At 45.7% G+C, this 13,780-nt stretch carries 12 protein-coding genes; 5 read left to right on the top strand and 7 right to left on the bottom strand.

The window, feature by feature from the left end; genetic code table 11:
* Window positions 1-7 precede the first annotated feature (7 nt).
* The 4 genes from ppc to def form a co-directional block, all read right to left on the bottom strand.
* Window positions 8-2,680 (bottom strand): phosphoenolpyruvate carboxylase, encoded by a 2,673-nt coding sequence (ppc, locus tag C8N29_RS10775; protein ID WP_107866071.1) that lies wholly within the window; start codon window positions 2,678-2,680, stop codon window positions 8-10.
* Between the two features lie 343 nt (window positions 2,681-3,023).
* Window positions 3,024-4,322, bottom strand: a complete 1,299-nt coding sequence (rsmB, locus tag C8N29_RS10770) for a 16S rRNA (cytosine(967)-C(5))-methyltransferase RsmB (RefSeq protein WP_107866070.1) — start codon at window positions 4,320-4,322, stop codon at window positions 3,024-3,026.
* Entirely contained in the window at window positions 4,319-5,272 is a 954-nt protein-coding gene (fmt, locus tag C8N29_RS10765) for a methionyl-tRNA formyltransferase (protein WP_239987100.1), read from the bottom strand. The genes rsmB and fmt overlap by 4 nt, the downstream gene beginning before the upstream one ends.
* A 107-nt stretch (window positions 5,273-5,379) precedes the next feature.
* Window positions 5,380-5,886, bottom strand: a complete 507-nt coding sequence (gene def / locus C8N29_RS10760; protein ID WP_107866068.1) for a peptide deformylase — start codon at window positions 5,884-5,886, stop codon at window positions 5,380-5,382.
* A gap of 252 nt (window positions 5,887-6,138) precedes the next feature.
* On the opposite strand from def, the gene C8N29_RS10755 reads away from it, so the two are divergent.
* The 5 genes from C8N29_RS10755 to aroE all read left to right on the top strand — a co-directional run bounded on the left by C8N29_RS10755 (window position 6,139) and on the right by aroE (window position 10,828).
* Window positions 6,139-7,236 carry a LysM peptidoglycan-binding domain-containing protein gene (locus C8N29_RS10755; RefSeq protein ID WP_107866067.1) on the top strand — a complete coding sequence of 366 codons (1,098 nt, stop codon included), beginning with the start codon at window positions 6,139-6,141 and terminating at the stop codon, window positions 7,234-7,236.
* A 79-nt stretch (window positions 7,237-7,315) separates the two neighbouring features.
* Window positions 7,316-8,434 (top strand): DNA-processing protein DprA, encoded by a 1,119-nt coding sequence (gene dprA, locus C8N29_RS10750; protein ID WP_107866066.1) that lies wholly within the window; start codon window positions 7,316-7,318, stop codon window positions 8,432-8,434.
* Between the two features lie 9 nt (window positions 8,435-8,443).
* Entirely contained in the window at window positions 8,444-9,010 is a 567-nt protein-coding gene (gene tsaC, locus C8N29_RS10745; protein ID WP_107866065.1) for an L-threonylcarbamoyladenylate synthase type 1 TsaC, read from the top strand.
* A 76-nt stretch (window positions 9,011-9,086) separates the two neighbouring features.
* The gene (hemF, locus tag C8N29_RS10740) at window positions 9,087-10,007 is read left to right on the top strand and encodes an oxygen-dependent coproporphyrinogen oxidase (protein WP_476726620.1); all 921 of its coding nucleotides are present in this window, start codon (window positions 9,087-9,089) and stop codon (window positions 10,005-10,007) included.
* A complete protein-coding gene (gene aroE, locus C8N29_RS10735) occupies window positions 10,007-10,828 on the top strand; it encodes a shikimate dehydrogenase (protein WP_107866063.1) in 822 nt (273 codons plus the stop codon). The genes hemF and aroE overlap by 1 nt, the downstream gene beginning before the upstream one ends.
* Window positions 10,829-10,994: 166 nt before the next feature.
* Here aroE and C8N29_RS10730 read toward each other — a convergent pair whose 3' ends face one another.
* The 3 genes from C8N29_RS10730 to C8N29_RS10720 form a co-directional block, all read right to left on the bottom strand.
* A complete protein-coding gene (locus C8N29_RS10730; RefSeq protein WP_107866062.1) occupies window positions 10,995-11,726 on the bottom strand; it encodes an SRPBCC family protein in 732 nt (243 codons plus the stop codon).
* 315 nt (window positions 11,727-12,041) lie between these two features.
* The gene (locus C8N29_RS10725; RefSeq protein ID WP_107866061.1) at window positions 12,042-12,761 is read right to left on the bottom strand and encodes an SRPBCC family protein; all 720 of its coding nucleotides are present in this window, start codon (window positions 12,759-12,761) and stop codon (window positions 12,042-12,044) included.
* Window positions 12,762-12,872: 111 nt separating this feature from the next.
* Complete coding sequence (locus C8N29_RS10720) at window positions 12,873-13,496, bottom strand: SRPBCC family protein (RefSeq protein WP_107866060.1); 624 nt, start codon at window positions 13,494-13,496, stop codon at window positions 12,873-12,875.
* Window positions 13,497-13,780 lie beyond the last annotated feature (284 nt).

The following is a 13,780-nucleotide window of genomic DNA, read 5'->3' as shown; positions in this document are numbered from 1 at the left end:
GCCTGACTTAACCCGTGTTTCTTAAACCAGCAGCGATACCTGCAATACTAATCATTAATGCATGGTCATAAGGGGTGATTGCTTGACCCGTACTACGTCGACGCCTCATGAGTTCTGCTTGTAACATATGTAAAGGTAAAATATAGGGCGTACGTACCGTGAGTGAGCGTTTGAGTAAGGGTGATTGGCTCAGTAATTCGGTCTCTGTGGTGAGCGTTAATAAGATATGGACAGTCTTGGCTAAGCGGGCGCGTAATAATCCACCTAACTGATGCAATGTCGGGTCATGTGTTAATTGTTGTTCGTAATGTTGTGTAATGGCGGCATCCGCCTTGGCTAACACCATTTCTAGCATGGCAAGTACGGTCTGAAAATACGGCCAGTCCTGACGCATCTCCTGTAGTGTTTGGGTATTACCTGTTTGCATCACACTGGCTAAGGCACGTCCTGTCCCCAACCATGCAGGCAGCATCAAGCGTACTTGTGTCCATGCAAATACCCAAGGAATAGCGCGTAAAGATTCAATCCCGCCTGCACTATGCCGACGTGCAGGGCGTGAGCCTAAGGGTAACATTTGTAACTCTAATTCGGGGGTTACCGTGCGTAAATAACGAATAAAGTCGGGGGTATCACGCACCGTTTCTTTGTACACCGCAAAAGAAATTTGCGTCATGTTGTCCATCAGTTGCCGCCATTCGGGTTTGGCCGCAGGTGGAGGTAACAGCGTTGCTTCTAAGGTGGCGGCGGTATATAACTCTAAATGGCGCAAAGCAATACCGAGCATACCAAACTTAAAGCGAATCATTTCGCCTTGTTCAGTGACCCGAATTTTGCCTTGAATAGATTGTGGTGGTTGGGACAATAAGGCTTGATGTGTCGGTGCTCCGCCACGACTAATAGAGCCGCCGCGACCATGAAATAGCGTCAGTTGAATCCCATGACGCTGCGCGACGGCGGTCAGTTGTTCTTGTGCTCTATACTGCGCCCAACTCGCACTGAGAAAGCCTGCATCTTTGGCAGAGTCAGAGTAGCCAATCATAATTTCCTGTTGGCCTGCGATGTGTGTCTTGTACCACTCGATGTTGAGGAGTTGCTCTAAACAAGGTGCAGCATTATCAAGGTCGGCAAGGGTTTCAAACAGCGGAACCACCCGCAAGGGGTGGCATATACCTGCTTCTTTTTGCAATAACATCACCGCCAAAATATCACTGGGTTGCTTGGCCATAGAAATAATATACGCACCCAAGGCATCGGCAGGCTGACGCGCCAGCATATTAAAGGTATTGAGCACTTCTTGGACATCCTCAGCAGCGAGGGCAGGGTAGTCGTTGAGAGCGATTTGTTTGGCCAGTAATGGGCGTGGATTAGTGAGTTCTTTGAGTAAAAAAGCCTGTTTTTCGTTCTCTGTCCATGTTTGGTAATGACCCAGTTGTAAATATTGGGTAATGGCTTCTAAAACAGCGGTATGGCGGCCAGACTCTTGGCGAATATCTAACTTGACCAGTGCTGTGCCAAAACAGGCAATACGTCGAATGATATCGCTGAGTTCTGCATTTGCAATGTTGGCCATATTACAAGCCACTAAGGAACGGTGACAGTCTTGCAATGGTGTGAGGAGAGTCTCTGACGTTAAATAACAATCGGCATCATCAATACGCTCTCCCCGCAGACGCGCGCTAATCGCCTCCCGTGTTTGTGCAACGCGGTCACGTACATGACGTAGCACTTCTCGGTAAGGTTCTCGACAATCTGGTCCTACACTTTGACGTAATACCTCATCGCAGTCTGCCATCGACAGGTCGGCACGTAAGTTATCAAGGTCTTGCCAATACAAATCAGCCGCTTGCCAACGTGCTAATAATAAAACTTCTTCCGTCACGCTGTGCGTGACGTTGGGATTACCGTCCCTATCACCCCCCATCCATGAGGCAAAACGAATCGGTGCATGAGTGAGGGGAATGTGTCGACCTGTATATTGAAATACCGACTTATCAAGTTGACGTAGAAATTGAGGAATAGCATGCCAAAGGGTTTGTTCAATAGCCGTAAATCCCCATTTGGCCTCATCAATGGGTGTGGGGCGTTGCTGACGAATTTCATCGGTACGCCATGCGCCAACAATATGGTTTTTTAGCCTATCTAAGATACGTTCGCGCTCATAGGTCGTCAAATGGACGGAATCTAGTTGCTCTAAACAGGCACTGATATGGTCATATTTTTGAATCAGAGTACGGCGGCTGACTTCAGTGGGGTGTGCTGTTAATACCAGTTCAATGTCTAGAGATTGTATAGCGTGCCAAAGTTGCTCAGGGCTAATTTGTTGCTGTTTGAGGCGTGGAAATAACTCATTGAGTGAGCCAAGTGTGGTTTCGGCAAGGTCTTGGCCTGTGCGTGCCAGTCGTACACTATGGTATTGTTCGGCGATATTGGCTAAGTTCAAAAAATGTGTAAACGCACGGGCGACGGGTAACAGTTCTTCATCATTGAGGGAAGCTAATACGGTGTTGAGCGTTTGGGTTGCTTGTATATCCCCGTCACGTGCTTGTTTGGCAAGCGAACGAATGGCTTCTACTTTGTCATAAAGTGCTTGGCCAACCTGTTGGCGTAAGGTATCGCCTAATAATTTGCCCATGAGACGAATATCGTGACGTAGTGGTGCATGGATATCGGTCGAGTTCATCACATGCTCTCCAATGCGGTGGAATCTACCCGATATTAACAGATTTTTTGAGGCTGTCTGTCGTCATTTTAGTGCGGACTCTGTGTCGCTGATGGGGTTTTATTTTGCTTACTCCAAACACGCAAAGAGCAACAAGTTCGCCTCAAAACGAATCCTGAGGCTGAGGCTTAGGGGAAACAAGGGCGCATACTGCTTGCCGACGGCTTCGTTTGAAGCCTGTAAACCGTTCACAGGCAATCTATCAGCTAATCTTACTCGGTATCGCGGCTTTTGTACCATACCAACAAGGCAAGTCCGCCAAAGACTAAAACGATAAAGCCAATTTCAATCAGTAAAAACATAGTTAAGCCGTTTTTTCTAACAAGGCATAATAAAAGCCATCACCGCCCTTAATTTTGGGCAAAATTTGCCGACCGTGGGTGCGTGCATCCCCCCAATAGCCTTTGAGTGGAATTTCTTTAGCATTAGGTGTGTCTTGTAAAAAGGCTTTAATTTGATATTCGTTTTCTGCTTTTAATACCGAGCAAGTCGCATATAACAAGCGGCCACCGACTTTGAGGGTTGGCCACAAAGCCCGTAAAATTTGCCGTTGTAAGTCAACGGTTTGTTCTACGTCGGTGGCTTTACGTAATAATTTAATATCGGGGTGACGACGAATAACGCCTGTTGCCGTACAAGGGGCATCTAATAAAATCGCATCGAATTGTTGATGATTTGCCCATGTATCTGGGCGGCTAGCATCAGCCTTTAATACCTGTACATAAGGAAAATTGAGTTGTAAACGGCTAAGATTTTCGTGCATACGCTGTACACGTTGTGCTTCGCTATCAATCGCCATCAGTAATTGATAATCCGCTTGTTCTAACAAGTGTGCGGTTTTGCCCGCAGGCGCAGCACAGGCATCCAACACTACTGAATGGGGTGCAGGATTTAATAATAAGGCGGCGAGTTGAGCGGATTCATCTTGCACCGAAAATCCACCTTCGGCATATAAAGGCAAACGGGTGACATCGTGTAATTCGCTAAGACGTACACCGACAGGCGAAAACTGACAAACTTCGGCGGCAATTTGTTGTTCTGCTAATAAGGCTAAATACGCTTCACGGCTGATTTTGCGCTGATTCACGCGTAAAGTCAGAGCAGCAGGGTGATTGTTGGCCGCTAAAATTTGCTCAACCGCTTTGGGCCAGTCTTTGCGGAGTTGTTTTACCAACCAATGAGGGTGAGCGTGTTGTTCATGTGTCACTTGTGTACACAGATTTTCGTGTTCTTGGCTAAAGCGGCGTAATACCGCATTAACAAAGCCAGCTTGTGCGTTAAAACCTAATTGTTTGCAGGCTTCTACTGTTTCGCCAATCGCGGCATGCGTGGGGACACGTGTGCGTAATAATTGGTATAAGCCCAGACTTAATACCACTAAAGCAGCGTCTTCTTTAATCGGTTTAGGCACTAAACGTTTAATGAGAGCTTGTAAATAAAACCATTCACGCACTGTCCCATATACCAAGCTTTGTAGCAGTGGGCGGTCTCGTTCTGCACAGCGTTGTTGAATGGCAGGTAATGATTGATTAAGCGACATACCTTGTGCAATCACAGGCATTATCGCTTGTGCGGCTAAAGCACGTATATTCAACGGCTTCATGCGGGTCGGCCTAAGCTCGTCCCCACTTGGAACAACTCTTTACGTGAATTGAGGACGTCATTAAACGCCAAGGCTTTACCATTAGGCAACTGTAAGGTGTCAATCGCAATGACCTCACCATCGCCAGCGGCCACCCACAAACCTTGTTTATCGGCTTTAATAATCATACCCGCAGGGGCAGTAGTTTGCTGACCATGAACACGGTGGCCTTGCCAAAGTCGAATGGTTTGGCCTTGAGCCGTGGTATAACAAACAGGCCACGGATTAAACGCACGAATCGCGCGACTAATTTGTAGCGCAGATAAAGACCAATTAATTAAGCCTTCTTCTTTTGTCAGTTTTGCGGCATACGTGGCTAATTGATTATCTTGGGCTTCGGGTGCAAAGGGTTCATCGTGTTCAATCGCCTCTAGTACCGTCAATAAAGCATCACCACCCAGCAGAGCTAAGCGGTCATGTAAACTGGCAGAGGTATCATGCTCAGAAATAGGACAAGCCATTTTATAAAGCATTGCACCTGTGTCCAAACCTTCATCCATTTGCATAATGGTGATGCCAGTTTCTTTGTCACCTGTCAAAATTGCGCGTTGAATGGGCGCAGCACCACGCCAACGCGGTAACAAAGAACCATGAACGTTAATACAACCCAAACGAGGGGTATTAAGGACGGCTTTAGGTAAAATTAAACCATAAGCGGCGACCACCATAATATCGGCATCTAATTCCGCTAATTCGGCTTGAGCTTGGCTATCACGTAAAGAAGCTGGCTGAAAAATAGGAAGCTGACGAGCGAGGGCTAGTTCTTTCACAGGGCTGGGTTTGAGTTCTCGGCCACGACCCACAGGGCGGTCTGGTTGGGTATAAACGCCAACGACTTCATGTTGAGTATGTAAGATTGCACGTAAAGATTCTGCCGCAAAGACAGGTGTACCAGCAAAGAGGATACGCAGGGGACTGGCCAAGAAAATAAACCTCAGACATGTAGGATGGGTTGTCTCAACCCATCAATCAGTTGTGTTCAATAATAACAAAAAACTCAGGGTGCGGTGCTACCGAATCACGCCTGTTGTTTTTGCATTTTCTGTAATTTGGTTTTGATACGTTGTCGTTTTAATGGCGACAAATAATCGACAAACAGTTTACCCTCCAAATGGTCAAGCTCGTGCTGTAGACAAACGGCGAGTAAACCGTCAGCCTCAAGCTGAAAGGGTTGACCATTGACATCTAAAGCCTTGACTAAAATGCGTTTGGGGCGGTCTATGGTGTCGTAAACACTCGGCACAGACAGACAGCCCTCCTCATAAGGTGCTTTTTCGTCGGTGAGAGGGGTAATTTCGGGGTTGATAAATATTAAGGGTTGGCTTTTATCTTCGCTAATATCAATCACCACTAAACGAATATGGTGATTCACTTGTGATGCTGCCAAACCAATTCCAGGTGCATCATACATCGTTTCTAGCATATCATTAGCCAGTTGGCGGATGTTATCATCCACAACCGACACAGGTTTGGCCTTCGTTCTTAAACGAGGGTCAGGAAAGTGCAAAATTGGAAGTTTTGCCATAATGCGAATTACCTGCTGTTAAATTACAACAATGCTTGCTAAGCTCTTGAGCTTGTTGTAAAAGTGCGTTTATTGAGCCAAAGATATCTTCAGGCTTACATAAAAAGGGGTTCAACGTGTTTTTTGCTTGAGAGTAAGTATACTCCAATCTTAACCAACGTTGGCCGTATACGTTGAACGCCGTGATTCTTTGTCTATTATAGCGGCCTTGTTAACTTGCGACCATAAGTCCCGCCAAGAAGGGAATTGATAATGAAAAAATTGGTATTAATAGCAGCATTAGCTGGTGCAGTGTTTAGTGTTTCTACACAGGCGGATACAAAGCCTGTCGACGTCAAACAGACAGCGCCTGAGCGTTATACGGTCAAAAAAGGCGATACCTTATGGGATATTGCCAACCGTTATTTACAAGACCCTTGGCGTTGGCCAGAAATTTGGCAAGCCAATCAGCAAATCCGTAACCCACACCTTATCTTTCCAGGCGATAAACTGGTGTTGTGTCGCATTGAACAACGTGCGGTCGTTGCGGTAGATACAGGCGGTGGTTGTGATGAAGTGATTGCTAATTTCAATAACCGTGCAACAGCAACAGGCGACGGCTCCTTAAAACTATCGCCGCAAATTCGTTCCGAAGAACTCAGTGTTGCCATTCCTGCTATTCCCTTACAAGCGATTCGTGCTTATTTAAGTGATAACCGTGTATTAGAGGCAGATGATTTCAAAAAAGCGCCTTATGTCTTGTCTGGCGCAAATAAACGGGTAATTAGCGGCCAAGGTGACACCGTCTATGTACGGGGTAAAGCCTTAGAGTTAGGCCAAAGTGTGGGGGTGTATCGTAAAGGCTTACGCTATGATGACCCTGACACCAAAGAACCTTTAGGTTACGAAGCCGAAGACATTGCCTCGGGCAATATCACCGCGCAAAACGGCGATGTCTTTAATTTACAGCTGACACGCAGTACCCAAGAAGTACGTATTGAAGACCGTGTGTTTGTTAATGATGAGCGTCAAATCACCCCTATTTTTTATCCCAGTAATCCTGTAAACGTCAAATCAGGACGTATTATTCGGATTTTGTCTTCTTTAGTGAATGGCGGATTAAACAGTGTGATTGTATTAAACCGCGGTGAGCGTGATGGCGTGACTCAAGGTCATACTTTTGCAATTTATCAACGTGGGGAAGTGATACGCGACCGCGTAAAAGACGAATTGATTCGTTTACCTTCTGAGCGTGCAGGCTTAGCGATGGTATTTAGAACCTTTGACAAAGTCAGTTATGCGATTGTCTTAAAAGCTGCCGTCCCTGTGACCGTGGGTGATGAAATTCGTCCCCCTGTCAGTGGTGATTAATCCCTCATCAGTGAACACATAAGTACTCGCGTTTATAGGGCTGTCTACCATGACAGCCCTTTTGTATTAAGGATGATACATGTTAGATGCACCATACCATGCACTGGCTTTATGGCATATTGTTCAGCAATCGTGTTCGCTATGGACAAAACTGATTAAGCAATTCGGCTCTCCTGAGCATGCTTTACGCGCGGGTACGGCAGAGTGGCAGCCGTTGGGGTGTTCAGACAAGATACTTGCCCTTTTATCGGCATGGCAAAGGCAAACAGGCGATGTCTATCTTGATATTTGCCGTAGTGCCGACTATTGCCAGCAGCAACACATCTCTCTGTTACTGACAGACGATGCCCTCTATCCGCCGTTACTCAAAGAAATCGCCAATGCTCCGCCCTTATTATTTTGTCAGGGTAATTTGTCTGCGTTGTCTTGGCCACAAATTGCGATGGTGGGGACACGTCGTCCGACACAAGCAGGGCAACAACTAGCCGCGCAATTTGCTCAGGTCTTGGCGAGTCAGGGTTTGGCAATTACCAGTGGTTTAGCACTGGGCATAGATGGTATTGCACATCAAGCCGCTTTAGAAGCTCAAGGCATGACGGTGGCGGTATTAGGCACTGGCTTAGCCCATATCTATCCTCGACAGCATAAACGCTTGGCAGCAAATATTGTGGCACAGGAAGGGGTGCTTATCTCGGAGTTTTTACCCTTTACCGCCCCATTAAACTACCATTTTCCACGTCGTAATCGGATTATCAGTGGCTTGAGTATGGGCGTTTTAGTGGTAGAGGCGGCGTTGGAAAGTGGCTCTTTAATTACGGCACAGTTGGCAGCCGAACAAAATCGTGAGGTATGGGCAATTCCCAGTTCGGTGTTTAATGTCCAAGCCAGAGGCTGTCATGCTTTGATTCGGCAGGGAGCTACCTTAGTTGAAGAGCCTATTCATATTTTAGAGGAAATTGGTGGCTGTTTAGCACAGTTTCATCCCACGTCTGCAAGTCAAGAGCCGCAATTGTCAGAGGATGTTATCAGCACAGAAGCCCAGCAAGTGTTGGCTACGTTGGGTTGGCAAGTACAGTCTTTTGATGCCTTGATGGAACAGGGGAATTGGCATGCAGCAACCTTAGCGAATTTGTTAATGGAGTTGGAATTAGCAGGCAGAATTGCTACCGTAGCGGGTGGTTATGAGCAGCTAAAATAAAGGTAAGTCATGGCATATCTTTCACCGATTCATTTACGTAGTGCAGTTTCAGTCTTAAAACAAGGTGGGGTATTAGCCTATCCTACCGAAGCCGTCTGGGGCTTAGGTTGTGACCCCTATAATCAGCAAGCGGTGGAACGCTTATTGGCACTTAAACAACGCCCCATGACCAAAGGACTGATTTTAATTGCAGGCTCCATCGCCCAAGCAGAACCCTATTTAACCTTATTGACAGCCGAAGAACGGCAAACGGTTATCAACTCATGGCCAGCCGCAAAAACATGGGTTGTCCCTGTTGACCCTAGTTTTCCTATTTGGATTCGCGGCGAACATTTAAGTGTGGCGATTCGTGTCAGTGCACATCCCCCCGTACAAGCCTTATGTCATGCCTTTGGTGGGGTGATTATTTCGACGAGTGCTAACTTGGCGGGTAAAAAAACAGCAAAAAATCCCCTACAAATTGTAAGTGTATTTGGTAATGGGGTAGACTATATCTTTCCAGCCGCATTAGGTGGTTTGACGAAGCCTAGTCAAATTCGTGATGCGCGTACAGGTGCTATTTTACGACCATCCTAAACTCGTATCTTTGACTATTGAGGCGCACCTTAGCTCAATAGTTCCTAATTTTTACATCATTATCTCAAGAGGCTTGATTATGTCTGCATCAGAGCTTGACTTAGCTGCCGTTAAAGACTTTTTATTGTCGTTGCAAGACCATATTTGCCAACAATTAGCAGAAGAGGATGGCTCTGCGGCGTTTAGAGAGGATACATGGCAGCGTGCAGAAGGTGGCGGTGGGCGTTCTCGCGTGTTGGAGAATGGCGCAGTGATTGAGAAAGGCGGGGTTAATTTTTCCCATGTTTATGGTGGAAAATTACCACCTTCGGCAACTGCACACCGTCCCGAATTAGCAGGACGCTCTTTTCAAGCGATGGGCGTATCTTTAGTCATTCATCCGCGTAATCCCTATGCCCCGACCTCACATGCTAACGTGCGTATTTTTGTCGCTGAAAAAGAGGGCGAAGCCCCCGTTTGGTGGGTAGGGGGTGGTTTTGATTTGACCCCGTATTATGGGTTTGTCGAAGATTGCCAAACATGGCATCAAATGGCAAAAGATGTGTGCCAGCCATTTGGCGAGGAGGTATATCCACGCTATAAAAAATGGTGTGACGACTATTTTTATCTTAAACATCGTCAAGAAGCACGCGGCATCGGTGGTCTATTTTTTGATGACCTCAACGAATGGGGCTTTGACGCCTGTTTTGCCTTTATACGCGCGGTGGGTATGGGCTATATCAAGGCCTATCGTCCTATTTTAGCCAAACGTAAAGAAATGCCTTATGGTGAGCGAGAGCGTCAATTTCAACTTTATCGTCGTGGTCGTTATGTTGAGTTTAATTTAGTTTATGACCGCGGCACGATTTTTGGCTTACAAACGGGTGGTCGTACGGAGTCTATTTTAATGTCTTTACCTAATTTGGTGGCGTGGCAATATGATTATCAACCAGCGCCTGATTCTGTAGAGGCCCGTTTTTATCAAGATTTTTTACCCGCACGTGATTGGGTGGCTTAATGACAGACCGTTATGCCGTGATTGGCAATCCTATAGGCCATAGTCGCTCCCCCCGTATTCATCGCGCTTTTGCGGCCAGTACACTGCAAGATTTAAGTTATGAGGCTATTTTGTCGCCATTAGATAACTTTAGCCTGACCGTAGCGCAGTTTTTTGCGCAGCCAGAGGCTAAAGGCTTAAATGTGACCTTGCCCTTTAAGGAACAGGCCTATGCCTTAAGTGAGGTGTTATCCTTGCGTGCACAGCAAGCAGGGGCAGTCAATACCTTAATGAAAGGAAAAGACGGTCGTTTATATGGTGATAATACCGATGGTACAGGTTTAGTCCGTGACATCACTCAGAACTTGGGCTGGCAGTTAGCCAATAAGCGTATTTTAGTCGTGGGGGCTGGTGGCGCAGTGCGTGGTGTGTTGGGCGTATTATTAGCGGCACAGCCTGCCAGTTTAAGTATTTGTAATCGGACACCCGCTAAGGCACAGGCATTGGCTGAGCTGTTTAAGCCATACGGTCATATACAAGCACTGGCATTTTCTGAGTTACAAGCAGACAGCGTGGATATTATCATTAATGGCTCATCCGCGTCGTTATCAGGTGAATCCTTACCCTTGGCACGCGGTATATTAGCGGCTAATGCCTGTGCGTATGATATGGCGTATGGTAAAAAAGACTTACCCTTTTTAGCGTGGGCAAAAGCGGAGGGGGCGCAAATACAAGATGGCTTGGGTATGTTGATAGAACAGGCGGCAGAGAGCTTTTTTATTTGGCGTGGCATACGTGTGCCAACAGCCAAACTGTTAGCCGAAATACGTACAGAGTTATAGAAGCTGTTGATGTTTTGATGACGGCTCAGACCTAAAATGTCAACGAATCTTAATAAGTGTGCAGCGTGACCAGCTAAAAACGAGGGCGCAATAATTGCGCCCTTTCGATGACTCAGGATAGTGGTGTGACGGCTATCCACGGAGTATCAAACTTAAGCTATATCGATTATTTGTAGTCATCGTAATCGTAAATTGGGAAAGCCAATGCTTTTTTAGACTTACGGTATTCATCTAAAGACACCATACGTTGTAAACCCAAGACGACAGAATAGGGCGCGCTGCGTTGCACAAAATTAGCTGCCCATGCAGGCACAGTACCACCTGCATCAAAATAGCCTTCAGCTTCTAACTGAATACGATTATTGGGTAATGGCGAAAACTTAACACTCATGTCTTCGGCAGGCATACGCACTAAGGGCGGTTTAGGTGGTAAGTATTCTGGAAAAGCACTCACTTTTAAGGTTAAGGCACGTTTAGTTTTGGTTTGTGGTTCAATCACGCCTTTAATCACCACATCACGGTCGGGGATGCCATACGGGGCTTCGTGCACCATGTAAACAATGTATTCGGTCGCTGATTTTTGTTCTAATAGACGGGATTCACGGGTTTTCCAATACCATTTGGTATAATTATCAAAATCTAATAACACATGCGCTAAGGCGTCCACGGTACAATCTAGAATGGCTTCCACCTTAAACGAACGATATTGTTTACCATCTTCTAAGCGTACATAGGTTTTAATATTACGTAGACGGTCATTTTTCACGAGTACCCAATCACGTCCCACTTGTGAACGTAAATCATCGAGCTCGTTTTTGTCAGCATAAACGCTGGTACTGCTGAGCACCAACCAAAAAGCGCATAATAATGCGCTAAAGCGGGAAAGGACGAATGACATAAGGGCTTCCTGTTAATTAATGCTATTACAGTTATTATGATGTTATTAAGACCGTGTGTGTTGTCTCAATAGATTACTAATGTCTGGCTTATTGTGATGGCCTGTAATAGACATGTTGTTTATAGCCACAAGGCGGTTATCTGTCTCTACGCTAGACGTTATGGTATTTTCATCAGCGATGTAAGATAAGCCTGTGGACGTTCAAGGTCTGTTGGTTAAACAGACCCACTATCAGAAACTAAAACGGCCAAAAAATAAATGGCTTTATCAATAAAGTAAAGCGTCATTTGTGCAATTCATCACATAAATGGCCGACTATGGTAATTCATTATAGTTATAAATGGGGAATGGCAAGGGCTGTTTGCTGTGTAAGTATTCGTCTTTTTGCGTCATACGCTGTAAAGCTAATAATACCGCATATGGGGCATTACGTTGGACAAAGTTTGCTGCCCATGCCGGTACGACTCCACCAGGGTCAAAATATCCCTCGGTAATCATTTCGACTTGGTTATCGGGGAGAGGTGTAAATTTAATCGACATTTCCTCGGCAACCATCCTTACTAAGGGGGGTTTGGCAGGCAGCATATCGGGCACAGCAGTCACTTTTAAGGTTAAGTACGGTTTGTTTTTGCTTTGTGGTTCGATTGTCCCTTTGATGACGGTATCGCGGTCGGGCAGGCCATAAGGCGCATCATGTACCATGTAGACAAAATACTCAGTAGATGAGTTTTGTCTGATGAGTTTAGACTCGCGGGTTTTCCAAAACCAGCGCGTATAATTATCAAAATCGAGTAAGACACGCGCTAAGGATTCAACAGTAGTATCTAAAACAGCCTCCACCTTAAAAGAGCGATAACGTTTACCGTCTTCTAATCGCGCGTAGGCTTTAATATTACGCATACGGTCGTTTTTGACCAGTTGCCATTGATTAGTGAGTTGACTACGAAAATCCTCTAAGTCATCTTCGGCTATACTGGGGGTGGCAGTCAGCAGCAGACAACTGGTTAATGCTGCGTAGAGTAGTTTTTTTACCATTCTTCTTGTCCTAGTCTAAAAACACGGCCTGTAAATTATTATCATAACGGTTTGTGCTGTGTTGTGGTCAAAACGGTGGTTGATGCTATTGTGTAGCGAGTTGTGCTGATGTCAAGGTAAATTATGGTTGTCATACACTCTAAACGGTAATTCCCGATGATTGTGTAGGTAACGGTCTTGTAAGGTCATCCGTTGTAAGCCTAAGGTGACGCTGTATGGTGCGTTACGTTGAATTAAATTGGCATCCCATGCAGGCACTTGTCCACCAGGGTCTATATAGCCTTCTGCCTCAATTTGTACTACTTCTTGGCTTAAGGGGGTGAATTTAATCGTCATGTTCTCGGCAGGCATACGCACTAATTTGGGCTGGATGGGCAGCATCTCGGGTGCGGCTTTCACCGTGAGCAGTATATAGTTTTGAGTATCCGTTTGTGGGCTGACGATGGCATGCAAAATCACATCACGGTTAGGAATACCATACGGTGCACGATGCACCAAATACAAATAATATTCTGTGGGCGATACTTGTTTGATGAGTTTAGATTCAATCACCTCCCAATACCAATCGCTGTAATTCTCAAAATCCATTAAAACCCGTGTCAGTGTGGAGAGTTTGGTTTTAAGTAGGCCTTCGACCTTAAATGAGCGAATCGCTTTATCGTCTTCTCGTTTAGTATAGGTTTTGATATGGCGCTGACGGTCATGTTTAACCAATTGCCATTCATTACTCAGCATAGGCCGAAATTCATCTAAGCTATTGTATTCTTTAGCATAGACTGTTTGGTATGTTATCAGGCTAGCTAAACAAATAAGATAAATTTTGAGCTTTGCGAAATAAGATGAAAATAGAGGCATTGTCCTAATACCAAACAGTAATGAAGGAGCTTAGCTACACGTTTGTGATGAGTTAAATGGCTATTGTGTGCCATACGCTAACCCAACGGGCGAGTATGTATGTGCTGAGCGAAAGCGATAGTTATGATGGATGTATGTTTGCTTAGTGCTTAACTCGCGCGTAC

Source organism: Agitococcus lubricus, from assembly GCF_003051055.1.
In the GTDB taxonomy this organism is placed as follows: Bacteria; Pseudomonadota; Gammaproteobacteria; order Pseudomonadales; family Moraxellaceae; genus Agitococcus; species Agitococcus lubricus.
This window is presented reverse-complemented; position numbering and strand designations above follow the sequence as displayed.

What these genes read in the sequence shown, in the direction of transcription:
- rsmB (WP_107866070.1), bottom strand. Translation starts at nt 4,322, where the DNA reads ATGAAGCCGTTGAATATACGTGCTTTAGCCGCACAAGCGATAATGCCT.
- C8N29_RS10725 (WP_107866061.1), bottom strand. Translation starts at nt 12,761, where the DNA reads ATGGTAAAAAAACTACTCTACGCAGCATTAACCAGTTGTCTGCTGCTG.
- aroE (WP_107866063.1), top strand. Translation starts at nt 10,007, where the DNA reads ATGACAGACCGTTATGCCGTGATTGGCAATCCTATAGGCCATAGTCGC.
- C8N29_RS10755 (WP_107866067.1), top strand. Translation starts at nt 6,139, where the DNA reads ATGAAAAAATTGGTATTAATAGCAGCATTAGCTGGTGCAGTGTTTAGT.
- C8N29_RS10720 (WP_107866060.1), bottom strand. Translation starts at nt 13,496, where the DNA reads ATGCTGAGTAATGAATGGCAATTGGTTAAACATGACCGTCAGCGCCAT.
- ppc (WP_107866071.1), bottom strand. Translation starts at nt 2,680, where the DNA reads ATGAACTCGACCGATATCCATGCACCACTACGTCACGATATTCGTCTC.
- dprA (WP_107866066.1), top strand. Translation starts at nt 7,316, where the DNA reads ATGTTAGATGCACCATACCATGCACTGGCTTTATGGCATATTGTTCAG.
- tsaC (WP_107866065.1), top strand. Translation starts at nt 8,444, where the DNA reads ATGGCATATCTTTCACCGATTCATTTACGTAGTGCAGTTTCAGTCTTA.
- C8N29_RS10730 (WP_107866062.1), bottom strand. Translation starts at nt 11,726, where the DNA reads ATGTCATTCGTCCTTTCCCGCTTTAGCGCATTATTATGCGCTTTTTGG.
- def (WP_107866068.1), bottom strand. Translation starts at nt 5,886, where the DNA reads ATGGCAAAACTTCCAATTTTGCACTTTCCTGACCCTCGTTTAAGAACG.